Source organism: Curtobacterium sp. MCBD17_034, assembly GCF_003234515.1.
Taxonomy (GTDB): domain Bacteria; phylum Actinomycetota; class Actinomycetes; order Actinomycetales; family Microbacteriaceae; genus Curtobacterium.
Window position 1 is genome coordinate 45784 of sequence record NZ_QKTN01000009.1, and the last position, 20847, is coordinate 66630.

Below are 20847 nucleotides of genomic sequence, written 5' to 3' on the forward strand. Positions count from 1 at the left end.
TGCTCCCTGGGTTCGGGGGTGGATGTGGTCGGTGTGCGGCGGCGGCGGTCAGGCGCCGGCGTCGGTGCCCGGTCCGGGGTCCTCGCCGAGGGCCGCCGCGCGGGCCGCATTCGCCCGGTCGAGCTGACCACCCTTGACGAAACAGTAGATCCAGAACGCCAGGAACATGGCGCCCACGACGAACATGAACGGTTCCACGAAGCCGGTGGCGAGGATGGCCGCCTGCAGCAGCCATCCGAACCCTACACCGGCGGGGCGACCGGTCAGCCGGGAGGCGATGGCGAGCACGACCATGAAGCCGAGACCGCCGCCGAACGCCGCGGCCGGCGGGAGCTCGTGTTTGCCGAACACGACGAGCATCGGGAAGAAGAACACCACGGCCTCGAGCACGAGGACGATCGACAGCAGGCTCTCGCGGGCGCCGCGCGGGGGGCGGGGACGCCGCATCCGTGTGCCGCGGGCCGGCGGGGAGGTGCGGGGAGCGTCCGTCATGCCGACTCGCCTTCGCCGTGGACCAGGTCCATGACCCGACCGATGAGCACGATGGAGCCCGCGACGAGGACCATGGCGCCCGGCTCCCCCTCGGCCAGGTCAGCGTCGGCGTCCTCGGCGAGGGTCCGTGCCTCGGCCAGGGCGGCCTCGACGTCGGGCTCGACGACCACCCGATCCGGGCCGACCTCGTCGACGACGATCGCGGCGAACGCGTCGGCGTCGAGGGCCCTGGGACCGGGCGGTTGCGTGACGACGAACGTGGCCACGACGTCCTTGAGCGCGCGAACGATGCCGCGGGCGTCCTTGTCGGCGAGGACGCCGAGCACGCCGACCACGTGGTCGGACGGGAACGCGACGGGCAGGGCCTCGGCCAGGGCCCGGGCGCCGTGCGGGTTGTGTGCGGCGTCGACGACCACGGTCGGCTGCTGGGCGATCGGCTGGAGACGGCCGGGCGACGTCGCTGCCGCGAGGCCCTCGCTGAGGACGTCCTCGTCGAGGGGCTGCGATCCGCGACCGAGGAACGACTCGACGGCGGCGATCGCCACCGCGGCGTTCTCGGCCTGGTGGGCACCGAAGAGCGGCACGAACAGGTCGTCGTACCGTCCGGCGACGCCCTGGACGCTGACGAGCTGACCGCCGACGGCCGGGGTGTCCGACAGCACACGGAAGCCGCCGTTCGGGCCGGAGGTCGCCTCGACGGCGAGCGTCGCCTCGCTCAGGGCCGCCGCGCGCTCGAGCTCCCCCAGGGCCTCCGGCGTCTGCCGCGCGCTGACGACCGCCGCCGAGGGCTTGATGATCCCGGCCTTGGTCCGGGCGATCTCGGCCACGGTGTTGCCGAGCTGCTTGGCGTGGTCGATCGCGATCGGGGTGAACACCGCCACCTGGCCGTCGACCACGTTCGTGGAGTCCCACTCGCCGCCCATGCCGACCTCGATCACGGCGACGTCGACCGGCGCGTCCGCGAAGCACGCGATCGCGAGGACCGTGAGCGCCTCGAAGAACGTGAGCGGCTGCTGTCCGGCGGCGCGGAGCTCGTCGTCGGTCATGGTCAGGTACGGCTGGATGTCGCGCCAGTTCTCGACGAACGACTCGGGCCGGATGGGCTCGCCGTCGATGACGATGCGCTCTCGGATGGACACGAGGTGCGGGCTCGTCATGAGTCCGGTGCGGAGCCCGTGCGCGCGCACGATGCTCTCGATCATCCGGGCGGTCGACGTCTTGCCGTTCGTGCCGGTGATGTGGATGACCGGGAACGCGTGCTGCGGGTCGCCGAGCAGCTCGACGGCACGCCGGGTCGCCGCCAGCCGACGCTCGGGGGCCTGTTCCCCGATGCGGGCGTACAGCTCCGACTCGACCTGGGCGACGCCGTCGTCCTCGGGCCCGTGCGGCACGGGGACGCCTGCCGTCACCGGACGTGGAGTCCCGGCGACGGGCTCGCCGTCCTCGTCGTACGCGTCGTCGTCGCCGTAGGGGTTCGTACCGTTGCCGATCTCAGCCAACGCGGGTCACCTCCACCCGGACGAGCGCGCCGTCGCCGACGTGCTCGACGCCGGGGTCGTCGTCGTCCAGCGCGGAGACGACCTGCTCGAGCCGGCTGCTCAAGGTCTCCTGCGCGATGAGTCCATGGTGCGCCTCGATCGCGCTGCTCGCGGCCTCGTCGGCCTCGAGGCGCAGGACGATGCGGTCGCTGACGTCGAGCCCGGCGTCCCGACGCGCCTGCTGCACCGCACGCACGACGTCGCGGGCCAGGCCCTCGGCCTCCAGCTCCGGGGTCGTCACGGTGTCGAGCACGACGAAGCCACTGCCCTCGAGGAACGCCACCGCGCTCGTCGGATCGGCCACGGTGAGGTCGAGCGTGTACTCCCCCTCGACCAGGTCGACGCCGCCGACCGTGACGCCGTCGGCGGTGGCGGTCCAGTCACCGCGCTTGGCCGCCGGGATCACCTGCTGCACGAGCTTGCCGATGCGGGGACCCGCGGCACGGGCGTTCACCGTGAGCTTCCGCTCGATGCCGTACTGCGCCAGCGACTCCTCGGCCTGCTGCTCGAGCACGACGCGCTTGACGTTCAGCTCGTCGCGGAGGATGTCGGCGAACGGCTCGAGCCCGGCGGGATCCGCGGTGACGACGGTCAGGGTCGCGAGCGGCAGACGGACCCGCTTGCCGGTCGCCTTGCGGAGCGCGAGGCCCTTCGACGCGACGTCGCGGACGCGGTCCATCGCGGCGACGAGGGCGTCGTCGGCGGGGAACGCCTCGGCGTCCGGCCAGTCCTCGAGGTGGACGCTGCGCCCACCGGTGAGGCCCCTCCAGACCTCGTCCGCGACGAGCGGCGCGAGCGGGGCGGCGACGCGCGTCAGGGTCTCGAGGACCGTGTACAGCGTGTCGAAGGCATCGCGGGCGGCGTCCGAGGACCCGGCACCCGCCCAGAACTTGTCACGGGACCGCCGGACGTACCAGTTCGTGAGGACGTCGGCGAAGTCGCGGACCGCGAGGGTGGCCAGCGGGGTGTCGAGGGCCTCGAGGTGCGCCGTGACGTCGAGCACGAGCTGCCGGGTGCGCGCGAGCAGGTACCGGTCGAGCACGTCCGTCGAGTCGGTGCGCCAGGTGGCCTGGTACCCGTCGTCCCCCGACGCGTTCGCGTAGAGGGTGAAGAAGTAGTACGTCGACCAGAGGGGCAGCAGGAACTCGCGGACGCCCTGGCGGATCCCCTCTTCGGTGACGACGAGGTTCCCACCGCGGATCACCGAGGACGACATGAGGAACCATCGCATGGCGTCGGCGCCGTCGCGGTCGAAGACCTCGTTGACGTCGGGGTAGTTCCGCCGGCTCTTCGACATCTTCTGGCCGTCGGACCCGAGCACGATGCCGTGGCTGATGACGTTCGAGAACGCCGGACGGTCGAACAGGGCCGTCGCCAGCGCGTGCATGACGTAGAACCAGCCGCGCGTCTGTCCGATGTACTCGACGATGAAGTCGGCCGGGTTGTGGGTGTCGAACCACTCGCGGTTCTCGAAGGGGTAGTGCACCTGGGCGTACGGCATCGACCCGGAGTCGAACCAGACGTCGAACACGTCGGTGATCCGGCGCATCGTGGAGCGGCCGGTCGGGTCGTCGGGGTTCGGCCTCGTCAGCTCGTCGATGAACGGGCGGTGCAGGTCCGGCTCGCCGGCGTCGTTCAGGGGCAGGCGCCCGAAGTCGCGTTCGAGGTCGGCGAGGGATCCGTACACGTCAACGCGCGGGTAGGCGGGGTCGTCGCTCTTCCACACCGGGATCGGCGACCCCCAGTACCGGTTGCGCGAGATCGACCAGTCACGAGCGCCCTCGACCCACTTGCCGAACTGGCCGTCCTTGACGTTCTCGGGCACCCAGGTGATCTGCTCGTTGAGCTCGCCCATGCGGTCCCGGAAATCCGTGACCCGGATGAACCAGCTCGACACGGCCTTGTAGATGAGCGGGTTCCGGCAGCGCCAGCAGTGCGGGTAGCTGTGCTCGTACGAGGCGACCCGGAGCAGGCGACCCATCGCGCGGAGCTCCTGCGTCAGCGGCCTGTTCGCGTCGGACCACAGCTGGCCCGCGACGAGGTCCACCTGCGGCAGGAACAGCCCGCCGTCGTCGAGGGAGAGGATCGTCGGGATGCCCGCCGCCGAGCAGACGGCCTGGTCGTCCTCGCCGTAGGCCGGTGCCTGGTGCACGATGCCCGTGCCCTCGCCCGTGGCGACGTACTCGGCGACGAGCACCTGCCAGGCGTTCTCCATGCCCTCGACGTCGACGTAGAAGTCCCACAGCCGCTCGTACGCGACGCCGTCGAGCTCGGCACCGGTGACGGTGCGGGTGACCGCGGCACGGGCCTCGTCGGCGGAGCCGTGGCCGAGGTCCTTGGCGTACGCGGCGAGCGTGTCGCCGGCGAGCAGGAACGACGCGGTGCCTGCCGCGGTCCCGTCGGCTGCGCCGTCCGGACCGGCCGGCACGACCACGTACTCGATGGCGGGGCCCACGGCGAGCGCCGCGTTCGTCGGCAGGGTCCATGGCGTCGTCGTCCACGCGAGCGCGCGGACGCCCGAGAGCCCGAGCTCCTCGGCGCGGGCGCCGGTGAACGGGAACGCGACGGTCACCGACTGGTCCTGGCGCTGCTGGTAGACGTCGTCGTCCATGCGGAGCTCGTGGTTCGACAGCGGCGTCTGGTCGTTCCAGCAGTAGGGCAGCACGCGGAAGCCCTCGTACGCCAGGCCCTTGTCCCAGAGCGACTTGAACGCCCACAGCACGCTCTCCATGAACGTGACGTCGAGCGTCTTGTAGTCGTCGTCGAAGTCGACCCAGCGTGCCTGGCGGGTGACGTAGTCGCGCCACTCGTCGGTGTACTGGAGCACGGACCGACGCGCCGCCGCGTTGAACACGTCGATGCCCATGTCGTCGATCTCGTGCTTCTCGGTGATGCCGAGCTGGCGCATGGCCTCGAGTTCGGCCGGCAGTCCGTGGGTGTCCCACCCGAACCGGCGGTGCACCTGCTTGCCGCGCATCGTCTGGAACCGCGGGAAGACGTCCTTGGCGTAGCCGGTGAGCAGGTGCCCGTAGTGCGGGAGTCCGTTCGCGAACGGCGGGCCGTCGTAGAACACCCACTCGTCGCAGCCCTGCCGCTGCTCGACCGAGGCCCGGAACGTGTCGTCGCGCTGCCAGAAGGCGAGGACGCCGCGCTCGACCTCGGGGAACGAGGGGGACGGGGTGACGCCGGCGGCGTCCGGGTCGTTCAAGGGGTAGCGCATCTGGTCCTCGGCGAGTGGTCGTGTGCGTGCTGTCGACGAGGACGCCACCCGGTCGACTCGACCCGGCGGCGCGGTACCACCTCGATTGCGGCCACGGCCGGGAGGCACTGCTCCCGTCGCGCGGACCACCGCTCGTTGCTCAGGCTGTGACGGACCCGACCCGTTCGGTTCTAGTGGCCGCCCGACTCCCGCTCGCGCCCGGGGACGCTCGCGGAGGACGGATGGTGTTCTTCCGAAGGCTCCCCGGTGATGGCCGGATCGACGCCGCTGGGACGATCGTACCGCCCGCGGAGCAGACTGGGGGCATGGTGAGCGACGCGACCGAGGACCGCAAGAGCACGGACCACCCGGACGCGGCGGCCTCGGGCGCCCCGAAGCCCGAGAGCCTGCTCACGGTCGTCATCGCCTTCGCCGCGAACCTGCTCGTGGCCCTCGCCAAGACGTTCGCGTCGTTGTTGACCGGTTCGGCGTCGATGGTCGCCGAGGCGGCGCACTCGTGGGCGGACACCGGCAACGAGATCTTCCTGCTCATCGCCGAGCGCCGGGGCGCCAAGCAGCGCGACGCCGACCACCCGCTCGGTTACGGCCGCGAGACCTACATCTGGTCGATGTTCGCGGCGTTCGGGCTGTTCACGGCCGGCGCGATCGTGTCGATCTACCACGGGATCAGCGAGCTGACCTCCGACGAACCGCCGCGCGACGTCCTCATCGGCTACATCGTGCTCGCGGTCTCCGCGTGCCTCGAGGGCACGAGCTTCCTGCAGGCGTTCCGGCAGGCCCACGGCGCGGCGACCCGACGCCGGGTGCCGATCCTCCGGCACGTGCTCCAGTCCTCGAACCCGACGCTCCGCGCGGTGTTCGCCGAGGACTCCGCGGCACTCGTCGGTCTCGTCCTCGCGTTCCTCGGCCTGCTCCTGCACCAGCTGACCGGGTCGGCCGTGTGGGACGCGCTCGGCTCGATCGCCGTCGGGGTGCTGCTCGGCGTGGTCGCGGTGGTGCTCATCGACCGGAACCGGCGGTTCCTCATCGGGGAGTCGACGTCGCCCGAGCTCGAGGACGCCGTGCTCGCGGAGATCCTCCGCAAGCCCGAGGTGGAGCGTGTGACGTACCTGCACCTCGAGTTCGTCGGGCCGAGCCGGGTGTACCTCGTCGCGGCGATCGACATGGCGGGCAACGAGCGCGAGGAGCAGGTCGCGCTCCGGCTGCGTGCGGTCGAGGAACAGCTCGAGTCGAGCCCCTACATCGAGGAGGCCGTGCTCACGCTCTCGCAGCCGGGCGACGCGAGCCTGGTGCCGGACAACGACGGCGACGTCCCGGAGATCGTCGAGGACGGCACCCTCGAGGAGGTCGCCACGGGCGACGGGCGCACCCTCCGCGCCTGACCGGGCCTCCACGACCGTCCCAGGGGTGCTGGGAACGGCCCCACCGGCCCCCGAGGACCATCAGCGTCGACGGACGGGAGGTCCCGATGGCGCGACCGGCACTCCCCCGCGGCCTGCGGGTGTTCCTCGACGCGGTGCGCGGACTCGCGGCGCTCGAGGTCGTCGCCCACCACCTCGTGTCGGTCAACGCCTACGGCGGACCCGTGGTCCTGCGCGACGTGTTCGCGTTCGGACAGGAGGCCGTCATGGTCTTCTTCCTGCTCAGCGGATTCGTCGTGTACGCCAACGAGTTCGACCGGCGCGGCGGGGTCGGCGCGTACCTGTTCCGGCGTCTCCGTCGGATCTACCCGCCGCTCGTGCTCGCACTGGTGCTGTCGATCGGGGTCGCGGCGGCGGACCGCGACCTCGTGGCCGAGTTCCACCCCGGGCAGGTCCTCGGCACACTCGTGGCGCTGCAGGACAACGGGGCGCTGAAGCCGGGGGTCATCGTCGACCCGCCGTTCCACAACCTCGCCCTGTGGTCGCTGTCGTACGAGATCGCCTTCTACCTGGTGTTCCCGCTCCTCGCGTCGGCACTGCACCGGTGGCCGCGACTGACCCCCCACCTCGTCGGTGCGGTGTCGCTCGCGGCGTTCGCGGCCTACACGGTGCACCCCGGGCACGCCGTGCTCGTGCTCGCGTACCTGCTCGTGTGGTGGGCCGGCGCGGCGATGGCGCGTGCGTTCCTCCAGGACCGGGTCGGTCCGCGCGCGCTCGCCCCGGAGCTGCTCTGGCTCACGGCGCTCACGGCGCTCGCCGTGGGCACGACGCTCCGCTCGGGTACCGGGGGCGGATTCGCGGCCTACCCCCTGCTCATGGTCCGGCACTTCGGTGTGGCCACGGCCCTGGTGACGCTCGTCGCGGTCGTGGCTCCGACGCTGCGGGCACGGCCCGCCCTCGCCGCTGCGCTCGGCCGGGGCCTGGCCCGCGTCGCGGCGCCGTCCGCGTTCCTGGCGTCGATCTCGTACGGGCTGTACGTGTTCCACTGGCCGTTGCTCGTGCAGTGGGGGTTCCCGCACACCGGACCGGTACCGTTCGCGGTGGCCGCCGTGACGCTCCTCGCGCTCGCGGTCGCCGGGGACCGCTGGGCGGGCGCGGGGCTCGCGCGTCGGCACCGACGACCGGTCGCCGTGGCCGTCTGAGCGCCGACCTGGGGCGAGGGAGCACCGGACGATCCCGAGGGGACGCCGGACGGGTCCAGCGAGCGTGCTACCGCGCGTCGAGTCCCGCGGCGACGGGGGTCAGCGCCGCGGCCACGTACTCGACGAGGGGTCCACGCCCGACCCCGTCGGCGACCCACACCCCGAACGCCGCGGCCGCCGCGCCGAGCATCGCGCCGCTGACCGTCTGGGGCCACAACCCGCTCGGACGCTCGCCCGTGCGGTCGGCGACGAACGCGGCGACGGCACTGTGCTGCCCCATGATCCGGGCCGCGGCGCTCTGCACCAGCTCGGGGCCGATCCGCATGACCTCGGCCTGGGCGATCGACCACGGCACCCGCTGGGGGTCGTGCCGCCGGGCCGCGGCGAGCAGGGCGTCCTCGACGGCCCGGACCGGCGAGCGCTCCTCGGACACGCGGAGGAGCGCGGGGATCTCGCGCACGGCCTCGTCGAGTTCCAGCCACATGACGTCGGACTTCGCGGTGAAGTAGTTGAAGAACGTGGCGCGACTCACCCCGGCGCGCTGCGCGATGTGGTCGACCGTCGTGCCGGCGTACCCCTGCTCGAGGAAGAGCTCGGCGGCGGCGTCGGCGAGCACCACTGCCGAGGAGCGCCGCGGGCGGCCGGCTCGGCGCACACGCTCCGCCTGTGGGTCCTCCGGATCGGCCATGCCCCCATTCAACCGCTAGACTCACCCGGACATGTTCTTGGACTCGGTACACAAAGTCGCCTCCGCCGTTCGCACCGCGGTCGCTCCCCCGCTGATCCGCACCCGCTCGAAGCGCGTCGCGCGCACCGCGACGACCGTGGCGGGCGCGACCGCGGTCCTCCTGGCCGTCGCCGCGTGTTCCGGCGGGAGCCCGAGCGCCAGCAGCACGCCCACGCACGGCGGGACGCTCGTGTACGCGTCCGGCGACGCCGAACCGACCTGCCTCGATCCGCACGTCGGCGGCAACTACCCGCAGGCGCTCCTCGCGTCGCAGTACATCGAGGAGCTCGTCACCATGGGCAGCGACCGGAAGGCGCAGCCCGCCCTCGCGACGAGCTGGACCACGAGCAGCGACGGCCGCACCTGGACCTTCCACCTGCGCGAGGGCGTCACGTTCAGCGACGGGACGCCGTTCGACGCGGCCGCCGTCGTCCGGAACATCGAGCACGTGCAGGACCCGGCGACCGCGTCGAGCACCGGGTACCTGGCCCTCGGCGCGATCACGACGGCGACCGCGACCGACGCCCACACGGTGACGCTGCGCCTCAGCCGCCCGGACAGCGCCCTGCTCGAGTCGCTGTCGCAGCCGTGGGTCGGGATCGAGTCGCCGACGGCGCTGGCCCGCTCGCAGGCGACCAACTGCGCCAGCCCGGTGGGGACGGGTCCGTTCGTGGTGACGAAGTGGGTGCACGGCGACCACGTCAGCCTCACCCGGAACACGCACTTCACGCCGCTCGGGAACTCGAGCACGAAGCCCCGGCTGTCCGGGATCACCTGGCGGTTCCTGCCCGACTCGACCTCGCGCTACGCGGCGCTGAAGTCCGGCCAGGTCGACGTCATCGACAACGCCCAGCCCGACCAGCTGCACGCGGCGAGCTCGACGGGGAGCATCCGTGACCTCGACGCCCCGCGGCCCGGCGCCTCGAACCGGCTCGAGCTCAACTCCGGCCACGGGGTGTTCCGGGACGAGCAGGTGCGCAAGGCGTTCATCGCCGGCGCGCAGATCGATCCGGGCATCCGCTCCCTGTTCCTCGGCACGGCGAAGCGGTCGTACTCCGTCCTGTCGAGCGTCGAGCCGCTCGCCGTGAGCGACAAGCGGCTGTTCAGCTCCTCGCCCGCGACCGCGAAGCGCCTGCTCGACGCGGACGGCTGGAAGGTCGGGTCGGACGGCGTCCGCACGAAGGACGGCCAGCGGCTCACCGTCACGTTCCCGGTGTCGACGAACCAGTCGATCCCGGCCGAGCGCAGCCTCTTCCAGCAGATCCAGGCGTCCGAGAAGGCCGTCGGCTTCGACGTCCGCATCGACCAGCTCGACCTGTCCAGCTGGTACGCCGCACTCGCCGCGAACCACTACGACGTCGTCAGTGCCCCGTACACGAAGGTCGGCCCGGACGTGCTCCGGATCCTGTACGACAGCGCGAGCATCACGCCCGCGCCGTCCGGGTACTTCGCGAACCTCGCGCAGCTGTCCGAGCCCCAGCTCGACGCCGAGCTCGAACAGGCCGCCCGCACGACGGACCCGACCACGCGGTCCAAGCTCTACGCCGAGGCGCAGCACCGGATCCTCACGAGCCGCACCGTGCTGCCGCTGTACGACCAGCAGAACCAGTTCCTGTACCGGTCGAGCGTCCACGGCATCACGACCACGTCGGTGAGCACCCCGGACTTCGGGACCGCGTGGATCGACCACTGACGGACGGCGCGACCGGTCCGGCCACTCCGACCGGTCCGGCCACTCCGACCGGTCCGGCCGCTCCGGCCGGGAGGCCCGACCCCGTTCCCCGGGTCCGGCTCGGCACCGCCGCGGCCTGGCTGGCGCGCCGGGTCGTCGGGGCGGTCGTCGTCCTCTGGGCCGTGGCGACGATCGTGTTCGTCGCGATCCGTGCGATCCCCGGCGACCCCGCGCAGGCGATCCTCGGCGGGCCCGGATCGCAGGCCTCGGCCGCCGCGGTCGCGCACGTCCGCGCCGAGTACGGGCTCGACCGCCCCGTCGTCGTGCAGTACGCGGTGTTCCTCGGACGGCTGGCGACCGTGCGGCTCGGCGACTCGTACACCTTCCACACACCGGTCGCCGCCCTGCTCGCCCAGGAGCTCCCGGTCACCCTGACGCTCGCGCTCGCCGGACTCGTCGTCGCGTGGGCGTTGGCCGTCGTCGCCGCGTGGTGGTCGACCCGTCGTGGGCGGATCGCCGCCGCCCTGACGTCGGGGATCGCGGTCGCGGCGAGCGTGACGCCGCACTTCTGGCTCGGCAGCGTGCTCATCGTCGTGTTCGCGACCGGGCTCGGATGGGCCCCCGCGGTGAGCGACGGCACGGTCGGCGGATGGGTGCTCCCGGCCGTCACGGTCGCGGTCCCCGTGGCCGGCTACCTGGCGCAGACGATCCGCGACGGTGTGCTCGACGCCGAGCGGTCCGCGTTCGCCCTCGCGGCGCGAGCGCGAGGCGAGTCCCCCGTCGGCCTGTTCTCCCGGCACCTGCTGCGGCACGCGGCGTTGCCGGGGATCGCCCTGAGCGCCTGGGCCTTCGGGTCGCTCGTGTCCGGCGCGGTCGTCGTCGAGTCCGTGTTCGCACTCCCCGGCATCGGACGGAGTCTCGTCGGCGCCGTGACCGAGCGGGACATGCCCCTGGTTGCCGGGATCGCGCTCGTGTCCGCCCTCGCGTACGTCGTGGTGCTCGCGGTCGCGGACCTCGTCGAACGCGTCGTCGACCCGCGGGTGACCCGCACGGCACCGACCGGCTCGTCCGTCCGACGCACTCGCCGGCCCCGCCCGGGTGCTCCCCGGCCGACCACGGGGCGGGCCGCTCCGTGACCGGGATCGTCGACCCGGGCCTCCCGGCGGCCGACGTGGACGATGCCGTCCCCGCGACCGTCGGCGCGCCGGGCACCGCATGGCGACGCACGGTCCGCGCCCTCGGACCGTCCGGGAGCGTCGCCGCCGTCGTGGTGCTCCTCGCCGTCCTCGCCGCCGTCTGGCCGGCCGCACTCGGCGGCGCCCACCCGCTGGCGGTGCACCCTGCGCAGGCGTTGCTCGCGCCGTCCCCGCTCCATCCGTTCGGCACCGACGAGTCGGGCCGCGACGTCCTCGCGCGCGTGGTCGCCGGGGCGCGCGCCTCGCTGACCGTCGGCGTCGTCGCGACACTCGTCGGCGGCGTCGCCGGGGTCCTCCTCGGGCTCGTCGCGGGGCTCGGCGGCCGGATCGCCGACGCCGTGGTCGGACGGGTGCTCGAGGTCGGGTTCGCCCTGCCGATCCTGCTCGTCGCGCTCGTCGTCATCACCGTGACCGGGCCGGGTGCGGTCCCCGCGACGATCGCCGTCGGGTTCGCCACCGCCCCCGGGTACGGGCGCATCGTCCGGGGGCTCGTCCGCACCGCGCGGGCGTCCTCCGTGGCCGAGACCGCCGTGCTGCTCGGACGGCGCCCGACGTGGATCGTCGTGCACCACGTCCTGCCGACCGCGCTGTGGCCGATCGTCGCCGTCGGCACCCTCGGCGTCGGGCAGGCGGTCGTGTGGGCGTCGGCCCTGAGCTACCTCGGCCTCGGGACCCCGCCGCCGGCGCCGGAGTGGGGCGCGATGCTCGCCGACGGCCGGACCTACCTCGACACCGCCCCGTGGACGAGCGCCTTCCCGGGGCTCGCGATCGTCGTCACCGCGGCCGCGGTCACCGTCCTCGGGCGTCGGCTGCGCGGACTCGGAGTGCCGCGGTGAGCGCGATCGGGGCGCACGTGGACGGCGGCATGTCCACGGGTCCGTCCGCCGCGGGCCTCCCGGTCCTCGACGTCACCGACCTCGCCGTGGCGATCGACGGCCGGACCGTCGTCAGCGGCGTGGACCTCCGCATCGCGCCCGGCGAGTGCGTCGCGCTCGTCGGCCCGTCCGGGTCAGGCAAGTCGGTGACGGCGCGGGCACTCCTCGGGCTCTCGACACCCGGCGCCCGCGTCACCGCGGGGCGGCTCGAGCTCGACGGCGCGGACCTGCGGACCGCGTCGGAGCGACGGTGGCGCCGGATCCGCGGCCATCGCGTCGGGTACGTCGGCCAGGAGGCCCTCAGCGCGCTCGACCCGCTCCGCCCCGTCGGCCGCGAGGTCGCCGACGCCCTCCGCCTCCACACCGGACTCACTGCGCGCGAGCGGCTGGACCAGGTCGCCGCCACGCTCGACCGGGTCGGTCTCGACCCCGCGCTCGCCCGCGACGGACGGTGCGCCGACACCCTGTCCGGCGGGATGCGGCAGCGGGCGCTCATCGCCGCCGCGATCGTCGGTGGTCCCACACTCGTGATCGCGGACGAGCCGACCACGGCGCTCGATGCCGGCATCGCCGTCACGGTCATGGAGACCTTGCAGCGCGTCCGGGACGCCGGCGCCGGACTCCTCCTCATCACGCACGACATGGGCCTCGTCGCGGGCTGGGCCGACCGCGTCGCCGTCATGACGGACGGGAGGATCGTGGAGAGCGGGCGCACCGCCTCCGTCCTGCGGACGCCCCGCCATCCCGTGACGCGGGCGCTCGTCGCCGCGGCCGAGCACGCGCGCGTCGCGGTGCGCTGGGGTTCGGAGGTTGCCGATCCGGTCGGTGGCACCGCCGGTTCCGCGATGGCGGCCCCGCCTGCAGCGACGGCCGATCCCGCGGTGCCTGCCGATCCTGCGGTCGGCGCCGGTCCCGCGGTCGGCGCCGGTCCCGCGGTCGGCGCCGGTCCCGCGGTCGGCGCCGGTCCTGCCGGGCACGCCGTGCCTCCGGCCTCGTCAGCCGCCCCTGAGCCGGTGCTCGTCGGCGAGGACCTCGGCGCTCGGTACGACGGACGGAGCGTGCTCGAGCACGTCGATCTGGCGCTGGCTCGGCGCCGGACGCTCGGGGTCGTCGGCGCATCCGGGTCGGGCAAGACGACACTCGCCCGGGTGCTCCTCGGGCTGACGGACCCGGCCACCGGACGGGTGCGACTCGACGGCGCGGCCTGGGCGCCCCTCCCGGAAGCCGCGCGGCGGGCACGTCGTCACCGGATCGCCGCCGTCGTGCAGGACCCCGGGTCGACGTTCGACGAGCGATGGAGCGTCGAGCGGGTGCTCGTCGACGCACTCACCGCGGGACGCGCTCGACGTGCCGCCGGTGCCGTCGCCGACGCCGTGGACGCCGCCCTCCGCCGGGTCGACCTCGACCCCGCGCTCCGGCCCCGCGGTCCCCGCACCCTGTCCGGCGGGCAACGGCAGCGGCTCGCGATCGCCCGGGCCCTGGCGACCGGACCGGACCTGCTGCTCCTCGACGAACCCGTCACCGCGCTCGACGCCACCGTGCAGGACGCGGTGCTCGCGCTGCTCGAGCGGCTGCAGCGCGAGACCGGGACGGCGATGCTCTTCGTCTCGCACGACCTGGCGGCGGTGCGGCGGATGAGCGACGACGTGCTGGTGCTCGACGCCGGGCGGGTGGTCGAGGCCGGGCCGGCCGATCGGGTGTTCGGGCGGCCGGCGCACCCGGTCACGGCGCGGCTCCTGGCGGCGGCGGAGCGGCTGGCGGCGGGGTAGGTCGGGCGTCAGCGGTCAGGACCGGCGCGCATCTCGCGCCCGCGCTGTCGCTCCCCACGTTGTCACTTCCCGCAGTCGCTTCCCGCGGTCGCACGCCGCGCGGTCACACCCCGCGCTCGAGGAACTCCGTCAACGCCGCACGCGTCCTGACGAGCTCGTCGATCCGCTCGGACATGTCGTCGCGCATCCGCTCGACCGTGCCCCGGACGGCGCGGCGGTCGACCGTGTCGTGCCGCCCGGTCGCGCAGGGGATGACCGCCCGGACGTCCTCGCGCGAGAACCCGATCTCGAACATCGTCCGGATGACCCGCGCCTTCTCGACCGCGTCGTCGGTGTACGTCCGGTAGCCGTTCGGGCTGCGGCGAGCGCTGAGGAGTCCCTGCTGCTCGTAGTACCGCAACGAGCGGGCGCTGACGCCGGACCGTGCACTCAGCTCACCGATGTTCATCCGCCGCCCCCACCTCGCTTGACCTTGACACGACGTCAGACTCTAGCGTCGGTCCCGACCGCGCACAGCACGGCGCACGAGCACGAGGAGGACGGGCATGCGCAGCACCATCGACGTGGACGGCAGGCAGCGGACGATGACGATCTTGGGCGATCCGGAGGCCCAGCAGGCCCGAGACCTCGTCCTCGTCCTGCACGGGTCGAAGCAGACCGGCGCGAAGCACCGCGCCTTCACGGGCGGCATGTACGACGCGTTCGCGGCGAGCGGCACGGCTGTGGTCGTGTACCTCGACGGGTACCGCGGGAACTGGAACGACGCCCGACGGCAGAGCGGGTTCCCGGCACGACTCGAGGGGATCGACGACGTCGGGTTCGTCCGCGCCGTGATCCGGGACCTCGGGGCGACCCACGGCATCGACCCGGACCGGGTGTTCGTCATCGGCTACTCGAACGGCGGCCAGATGGCCATGCGCCTGGTGCACGAGGTACCGGAACTGCTGGCCGGCGTCACGGTCGTCGCCGCGACGATGCCCACGCGCGACGATTTCCTGCTCCCCACCGAGACACCTGCCACGACGCCGCTCCCGATCCTGCTCGTGCACGGCACGGCCGACCCGATCGCGCCCTACGCCGGTGGCGCGATGAAGCCGTGGGCACAGCGCTTCTTCAAGGTCGGCGGCAGCGCCCTGTCGGCACGCGACACGGCCGCGTACTTCGCCCGGCGCAACGGCATCAGCACGCCGGGGGTCGTGGACCGGATCCCCTCCGACGGGCACGGATCGACGTGGATGCAGCAGGTCGACCACCGGGAGGACGGGCGCATGCCCGTCCGCCTGGTCACGGTCCACCGGGGCGGGCACACGGTCCCCGGGCCGAAGCGGGCGCCCTTCGTCCTCGGGCGCACCGGTCACGACTTGTCCGTGGCGGCCGCGGCCGCGGCGTTCTTCGGCATCGGCGGACGCCGCGCGGAGGACGGGAGTCGGGCCTCCCGGCACGCCGGGTGAGTGGCGGGCGACGAAGTGCACGGTGCGCTGGCAGCGGCGGGTCGACCGAGCAGCGCGGGTGACCGCACGGACCCCACCGAGCACCGCCCCCTAGGCTGCATCCACCGACGAAGGAGTCGCCATGCCCGCCAGCACCGCCCCTCGATCCGACCTCACCGGATGGACGCGCTCACCGTTCACGGGCGGTGGTCTGACGTACGACTGCTTCGAGAAGGGCACCGGCCCCGGCGTCGTCCTCATCCCGGAGATCCCGGGGATCACGCCCGAGGTCCTCGGGCTCGCGGAGCACCTGGTCGACAGCGGCTTCACCGTCGTCGTCCCATCGCCCTTCGGTGAGCCGGGTCGGTCGGCGACGCCCGCCTCCACCCTCGGCGTGGTCGCCAAACTGTGCGTCTCGGCGGAGTTCCGCGCCTTCGCGGTGAACGCGCATCGACCGGTGACCGACTTCCTGCGCGCCGTCGCCGCGGACCTCGCGGCTCGGACACCGGGAAAGGGTGTCGGCGTGATCGGCATGTGCTTCACCGGAGGCTTCGCGCTGGCGGCGGCGATCGACGACACGGTCAGGGCATCGGTCCTCAGTCAGCCCGCGGTCCCGTTCCCCCTCGGCCGCGCGCGCAAGCTCGCGCCGGGGCCCGTCTCGACGGCCGAGTTCGACCGCATCGCCGCGCGTGCCGCCGCGGGCGAGGTGTGTGCACTCGGCCTGCGGTTCAGCGAGGACGGCAGCGTGCCCCGCGCCCGGTTCGAGACACTCAAGCGTCGGCTCGGGGACGCCTTCGAGGTCATCGAGCTCGACTCGTCCCCCGGCAACAGCGGCGGTTTCGGCCCGCACGCCCACTCCGTGCTCACCAACGAGGTCCGGGAGGTCCCCGGGCATCCCGCACTCGCGGCCCGCGACCGCACGGTTCAGTTCCTGCGCGACCGGCTCACGCCCGCATGATTACAGGAGACCGCCCAAGCACCGAAACCGCCTTTCAAAGGCAGAATTGATCACAGTGCCGCTAGACCACTATCTGCCAGCCTCGTTCATCGCACAATTCTCGCAGGAGGATACCTATCCGTCTCGCCTTAGACGCGTCGCCGTGCAGCGAGAGAAGAAGAAAGCGTACCTTGCTCGCGCTGAACGGATCGGAGCGGAGAATAATTTGTACTCTAGCGGTTCTTCCGGCCGCGTAGTCGATATTGATTCCACCTGGACCCGTATCGAGAACGACCTACCGAAGGTTGTGGCCCGGTTGCAATCCGGATTTGCTCCTTCAGCACATGAGTGGCTGCGCGTGCTCGTCCCATTCGTGGCGATGACTTTCATTCGGGGACGCGAGTACGAAGGCAGGTATGTGGATCGACTGGACGCATTCCTCGGGAGCGCGAGCGAAGCTTTCCGCGCAGAATTCCAAGATAAGGGGCAGATCAATCTCGCCCGGATGGAGGACCTAGAGATGCTCCTTCCGGGAGTAACGTGCGCACGATGGGTGTTCTCCTCCACCGCCGGTTCCGCTTGCATAACGAACGACCTCGGTCTTGTCGGCACTATTGATACTGATAGCGGCAAGCCAGGGTGGACACTACCTCTGTCTCCAGCAATCGTGGTCAGTATCTTCCCTCGGTCGCGGCGCCAAGTACTCGAGTGGGACGGCAATCAATGGAAACCGCTCCTGGCCGATGTCCCGATGGCCCCTGATCGTCTACAAGCGCTGAAGGAAGCACTCGCCCGGGCGGCTCGCGAATTCGTCGTCGGTCCGACCATCGAGTCGGTCGAAGAATACCAATCCATCATCGGTAAAGGTCAAGATCATCGTGAGATGATGGAAGCGTGGCCCAGATGGCGCACGTCACGGTCGGCCTACTCGCTCGTCTGGCACCGACTTGCGGCGCTCGTTGCCGCCAACACACCGCCTGATGAACTCGTAGAGGGCACACTTCCCCCGGAAATCGACTGGTCGTTGCTGTCAGGAGGATGGATTCCACCGTTGATGACGGTACTTGACGAGGGGATAGGGCTCTCCCGGCAAGGAGACATGATTCTCCTCAACATCGACGTGGGTAGCAGCTTCGGGCAGTGATTATCAAGACGCATGGGAGAAGCGGCTGAAGCTCCTAAGCCGATAGGCGTGTGAGCTGCAAGCTTTCGAGAGACGTTCAAAGCGGGCCGGTGACCACGACGGCGTTAAGGAAGTCGGCCACGACCCAGGCTATGGAGCCGACCGTCGGTGAGCGCCCGGGACCTCGCGTGCCGTGCGCGAACGGCCGCAATGGCGAGGTGCTTCGTCCCTGCAGACCGGGGTCGGGGCCCTGGTCCAGCAAGTCGGAGCGTTCGCTACGGCCGTCTCACTCACCCCACCACCGACCAGGACTTAGCTCGTCGGATAAGTCTTGCGCGCAAGCCTCCTACGACACTTCGTTCGCTAATTTGTCATCGAGCTCGAGCACCACCGCGACCTGCGCCTTCGTGCCCATGGTCGGGTCCGATTCGCTTAGGGGTTCTCGGAGGTCTCCTTCTTGCAGTCGACGGCGACGAGCCCGATTTCCACAGGAATACAAGGTGATAATCGCGCCAGTCGCCGGCTCCGGCTCGGCCCCCGTTGCGGTGCCGCTGGCGCCGTGCGGCGGACCGCAGTGCGCGTCAAGCGAGCGCCAACGTCGCACTCGCCGCGAACCCGAGCACCAAGCCCGCGACCTGCACGCGCGACAGCCGCTCCCGCAGCACGATCGCGGCCAGGAGGATCGTCCCGATCGGGTAGAGCGCGTCCAGCACGCTGACCACGGGCAGCGCCGCCGGGTCGTCGGACACGTGCAGTGCGGCCTGGATGAACACGTTCGCGGACGCGTCGAAGCACCCGCACGCGACCACGACGACCCAGAACCGCCGGTGGACCGGGAGGAGCGGTGCGCGATCCGGCGCACCCTCAGCTCCGGCGGGCGCAGCAGCGGCAGCGCGTCGCGATCGTGCGACGACGACGAGCACGCCCGTCCACATGACGATCGCCTGGATCACCCGGGCGACGACGAGTGGCGCGATCCCGTCCGCTGCGTCGGTCCGGGCGTAGGCGATGACCAGGACCCCGAACCCGCATCCCGACACGGCGGCGATCCCGAGGCCGCGGAGGGTCAGCGGCGTCGAGGACTCGCTCGCCGAGGTGGCGACGAGCACGACGGCCACGACGGCGGCGATGATCGCGGCGATCGCCACCGGCCCGAGTCGAACTCCCGCGACGACACCGACGACGACGGGCACGACCGCCGCGAACACGGACGTGACCGGCGAGAGCACGCTCATCGGCCCGATCGCGAGCGCGGCGTAGAGCAACAGGACGCCGATGGAGCCCGCGATCCCGGCGACGGACCCCCACAGGAGCGCGTGGCCGGTGAACCGGGCGTGCAGCAGGGGCACGGCCGCCACGAGCGGCATGATGCCGACGACCGCGGCGACGGCCGTGACCACGATCGGCCGCGCCGTCCGCGACCCGACCCCGCCGAGGAAGTCGGACACCCCGTAGGTCATGGCGCCGAGCAGCCCGAGGACCACGGTCAGCACATCCGACCTCCGCGCGTCGCTGTCGCGCCGCCCGCTCGGCAGCGTGCGTCGACCCTACCGAACGGACGGAGGGCGATCGCGTGGGGCGTCCTGCTCCCCCACCACCGGGATCTGACTCGTGGCGAAGTCCTGTGCCCAGCTCGTGCGCGAGAACGCGCTCGTCGGGTCGGCGTACTGCTCGATGACCGCGGACGCCTCGGCCTCGGTGGTCACGGTGGGCCCCGAGCCGAGCAGCGGCTCCTGTGCGGTCTCGGTGGTGCAGGCCACCGCGACCAGCCCGATCACCGCGGCGACGACGAGGTACAGCGCGGGCACGTCGTCCGCCCACGGCAGCCCGGCGTCGTGCGCGGCCGCGACGAGCGCCTCGGTCACCAGTGGTGTCGTCCCGCCGAACAACGACACCGAGACGTTGAACGCGATCGCGAGCGCGCCGTAGCGGACAGCGGTCGGGAACAGCGCGGGCAGCGTCGACGGCATGGTCGACGTGAACGTCACGAGCACGAGTCCCATGAGCAGCAGTCCGCAGAACCCGAGCCACGGGTCCGCGGTCTGCACGAGGGCGAGGGCCGGCCACGACAGGACGATGAAGCCGATGCAGCCCGCGAAGAGCACGGGACGCCGTCCGAACCGATCGGACAGCCGGCCGCCGAGCCCGATCACCGCCATCATGACGACCATCACGACGATGACGAGCACGAGGCCGTCGGTGGCGTCGCTGCCGAGCGTCTCGGTCAGGTAGGTCGGCATGTAGGACAACAGCATGTGGTCGGTGACGTTGAACACGAGCACCAGCCCGATGCACACGAGCAGCGGCCGCCAGTGTTCGGCGAGCAGGCGCACGACCGGGGTCCGTTCCGCCTCGCGTTCAGCGAGCGCGGCCTGCTGTCGTCGGAACGCGGGCGTCTCCTCGAGCCGGAGACGCAGGTACAGCCCGATGACCCCGAGCGGACCCGCCACGAGGAACGGGACCCGCCACCCCCACGCGAGCAGCGCGTCGTCCGACAGCGTCGCCTGGAGGGCCGTCACGAGCCCGGCGCCGAGCACGTACCCGCCGAGCGTCCCGAACTCGAGCCAGGCGCCGAGGGCGCCACGGCGCCGGTCCGGTGCGTACTCGGCGATGAACGTCGCCGCCCCGCCGTACTCACCGCCCGTCGAGAACCCCTGCAACAGCCGGGCGAGCAAGAGGAGGACCGCACCCCACAGCCCGATCCGGTCGTACCCGGGCACCAGCCCGATGGCGAAGGTCCCGGCCGCCATGAGCACCATCGTCAGCGCGAGCACCCGCTGTCGCCCGATCCGGTCCCCGAGCGGACTGAACACCACGCCGCCGAGCGGTCGGACCAGGAACGCGGCGGTGAACGTCGCGAACGCCGAGATCGTGCTGGCCGTCGGGTCCGCCGACGGGAAGAACACCTGCCCGATCGTCGTGGCGAGGTAGGCGAAGACGCCGAAGTCGAACCACTCCATCGCGTTGCCCAGCGCCGCCGCCGTGACCGCGCGCTTGAGCAGCGGACCGTCGACGACCGTCACGTCGTCCGCGGTCAGGCGGCGCCGAGCGGACCGGACGAGGTCCGGCGCTCCCCTGCGGCGCGGTCGGGACGTCGTGGTGTCGTTCGATGGCGCGGTCACTGGTCCTGGTCCTCCCGGGCGTCGTGGAATGTCACGTACCAGAGTGCCGTATCGGTGGGCCCGTGCGCGTCCTCACCGCTCAGGGTGTGCGCCTCGCCTGTCGTGGTCGCCGTGTGGCGGCGACTGGTCCGACCCTCCCGGCCCCGGTACCCTTGTCCCGACCCGCAGCGCGCGGAACACTCA

Annotated in this window: 16 protein-coding genes; 9 read left to right on the forward strand and 7 right to left on the reverse strand. The window is 72.1% G+C overall.

From position 1 onward, the window contains the following. Window positions 1-48: 48 nt before the first annotated feature. The 3 genes from DEI92_RS13845 to ileS form a co-directional block, all read right to left on the reverse strand. On the reverse strand, window positions 49-492 hold the full coding sequence (locus DEI92_RS13845) for a DUF4233 domain-containing protein (RefSeq protein WP_258370208.1): 444 nt from the start codon (window positions 490-492) through the stop codon (window positions 49-51). Beyond that, window positions 489-1901, reverse strand: a complete 1413-nt coding sequence (locus tag DEI92_RS13850) for a bifunctional folylpolyglutamate synthase/dihydrofolate synthase (protein ID WP_375342546.1) — start codon at window positions 1899-1901, stop codon at window positions 489-491. The genes DEI92_RS13845 and DEI92_RS13850 overlap by 4 nt, the downstream gene beginning before the upstream one ends. An 82-nt stretch (window positions 1902-1983) precedes the next feature. Beyond that, entirely contained in the window at window positions 1984-5250 is a 3267-nt protein-coding gene (ileS, locus tag DEI92_RS13855; protein WP_111013910.1) for an isoleucine--tRNA ligase, read from the reverse strand. A 305-nt stretch (window positions 5251-5555) separates the two neighbouring features. Between ileS and DEI92_RS13860 the strand changes: the two genes are divergently transcribed. Both DEI92_RS13860 and DEI92_RS13865 read left to right on the forward strand, forming a co-directional pair. Beyond that, window positions 5556-6632 carry a cation diffusion facilitator family transporter gene (locus tag DEI92_RS13860; protein ID WP_111013911.1) on the forward strand — a complete coding sequence of 359 codons (1077 nt, stop codon included), beginning with the start codon at window positions 5556-5558 and terminating at the stop codon, window positions 6630-6632. An 86-nt stretch (window positions 6633-6718) separates the two neighbouring features. After that, window positions 6719-7813 carry an acyltransferase gene (locus DEI92_RS13865; RefSeq protein ID WP_111011040.1) on the forward strand — a complete coding sequence of 365 codons (1095 nt, stop codon included), beginning with the start codon at window positions 6719-6721 and terminating at the stop codon, window positions 7811-7813. A 67-nt stretch (window positions 7814-7880) separates the two neighbouring features. Here the strand turns inward: DEI92_RS13865 and DEI92_RS13870 are convergent, their stop codons facing one another. Continuing rightward, entirely contained in the window at window positions 7881-8501 is a 621-nt protein-coding gene (locus DEI92_RS13870) for a TetR/AcrR family transcriptional regulator (RefSeq protein WP_111013912.1), read from the reverse strand. Between the two features lie 31 nt (window positions 8502-8532). Between DEI92_RS13870 and DEI92_RS13875 the strand changes: the two genes are divergently transcribed. The 4 genes from DEI92_RS13875 to DEI92_RS13890 are packed head-to-tail and all read left to right on the forward strand — an operon-like array spanning window position 8533 to window position 14052. Further along, complete coding sequence (locus tag DEI92_RS13875; protein WP_111013913.1) at window positions 8533-10233, forward strand: ABC transporter substrate-binding protein; 1701 nt, start codon at window positions 8533-8535, stop codon at window positions 10231-10233. After that, window positions 10218-11348 carry an ABC transporter permease gene (locus DEI92_RS13880; RefSeq protein ID WP_309147136.1) on the forward strand — a complete coding sequence of 377 codons (1131 nt, stop codon included), beginning with the start codon at window positions 10218-10220 and terminating at the stop codon, window positions 11346-11348. The genes DEI92_RS13875 and DEI92_RS13880 overlap by 16 nt, the downstream gene beginning before the upstream one ends. Further along, a complete protein-coding gene (locus tag DEI92_RS13885; RefSeq protein ID WP_258370209.1) occupies window positions 11345-12244 on the forward strand; it encodes an ABC transporter permease in 900 nt (299 codons plus the stop codon). The genes DEI92_RS13880 and DEI92_RS13885 overlap by 4 nt, the downstream gene beginning before the upstream one ends. Then, a complete protein-coding gene (locus DEI92_RS13890; protein ID WP_258370210.1) occupies window positions 12241-14052 on the forward strand; it encodes an ABC transporter ATP-binding protein in 1812 nt (603 codons plus the stop codon). Before DEI92_RS13885 ends, DEI92_RS13890 begins: the two co-directional genes overlap by 4 nt. A gap of 103 nt (window positions 14053-14155) precedes the next feature. On the opposite strand, the gene DEI92_RS13895 is transcribed toward DEI92_RS13890, so the two are convergent. Continuing rightward, on the reverse strand, window positions 14156-14500 hold the full coding sequence (locus DEI92_RS13895; RefSeq protein ID WP_111011037.1) for a MerR family transcriptional regulator: 345 nt from the start codon (window positions 14498-14500) through the stop codon (window positions 14156-14158). Window positions 14501-14597: 97 nt separating this feature from the next. Between DEI92_RS13895 and DEI92_RS13900 the strand changes: the two genes are divergently transcribed. From DEI92_RS13900 to DEI92_RS13910, 3 genes are all read left to right on the forward strand, one after another. Beyond that, window positions 14598-15503 (forward strand): PHB depolymerase family esterase, encoded by a 906-nt coding sequence (locus tag DEI92_RS13900; protein WP_111013914.1) that lies wholly within the window; start codon window positions 14598-14600, stop codon window positions 15501-15503. A gap of 121 nt (window positions 15504-15624) precedes the next feature. Beyond that, window positions 15625-16440, forward strand: coding sequence for a dienelactone hydrolase family protein (locus DEI92_RS13905; protein ID WP_111013915.1), 816 nt, complete (start codon window positions 15625-15627; stop codon window positions 16438-16440). Between the two features lie 55 nt (window positions 16441-16495). Then, window positions 16496-17563 carry a DUF4238 domain-containing protein gene (locus tag DEI92_RS13910; protein WP_375342547.1) on the forward strand — a complete coding sequence of 356 codons (1068 nt, stop codon included), beginning with the start codon at window positions 16496-16498 and terminating at the stop codon, window positions 17561-17563. Window positions 17564-18123: 560 nt separating this feature from the next. Here DEI92_RS13910 and DEI92_RS13915 read toward each other — a convergent pair. Together DEI92_RS13915 and DEI92_RS13920 are read right to left on the reverse strand one after the other, a co-directional pair. Further along, window positions 18124-19035 (reverse strand): EamA/RhaT family transporter, encoded by a 912-nt coding sequence (locus DEI92_RS13915; protein WP_111013917.1) that lies wholly within the window; start codon window positions 19033-19035, stop codon window positions 18124-18126. Window positions 19036-19089: 54 nt separating this feature from the next. Then, complete coding sequence (locus DEI92_RS13920) at window positions 19090-20664, reverse strand: MFS transporter (protein WP_111013918.1); 1575 nt, start codon at window positions 20662-20664, stop codon at window positions 19090-19092. Between the last annotated feature and the right edge of the window lie 183 nt (window positions 20665-20847).

Bases quoted from the DNA above. Each gene is read 5' to 3' on its own strand.
- DEI92_RS13845 (WP_258370208.1), bottom strand. From the start codon at position 492: ATGACGGACGCTCCCCGCACCTCCCCGCCGGCCCGCGGCACACGGATG.
- ileS (WP_111013910.1), bottom strand. From the start codon at position 5,250: ATGCGCTACCCCTTGAACGACCCGGACGCCGCCGGCGTCACCCCGTCC.
- DEI92_RS13860 (WP_111013911.1), top strand. From the start codon at position 5,556: ATGGTGAGCGACGCGACCGAGGACCGCAAGAGCACGGACCACCCGGAC.
- DEI92_RS13865 (WP_111011040.1), top strand. From the start codon at position 6,719: ATGGCGCGACCGGCACTCCCCCGCGGCCTGCGGGTGTTCCTCGACGCG.
- DEI92_RS13870 (WP_111013912.1), bottom strand. From the start codon at position 8,501: ATGGCCGATCCGGAGGACCCACAGGCGGAGCGTGTGCGCCGAGCCGGC.
- DEI92_RS13875 (WP_111013913.1), top strand. From the start codon at position 8,533: ATGTTCTTGGACTCGGTACACAAAGTCGCCTCCGCCGTTCGCACCGCG.
- DEI92_RS13895 (WP_111011037.1), bottom strand. From the start codon at position 14,500: ATGAACATCGGTGAGCTGAGTGCACGGTCCGGCGTCAGCGCCCGCTCG.
- DEI92_RS13900 (WP_111013914.1), top strand. From the start codon at position 14,598: ATGCGCAGCACCATCGACGTGGACGGCAGGCAGCGGACGATGACGATC.
- DEI92_RS13905 (WP_111013915.1), top strand. From the start codon at position 15,625: ATGCCCGCCAGCACCGCCCCTCGATCCGACCTCACCGGATGGACGCGC.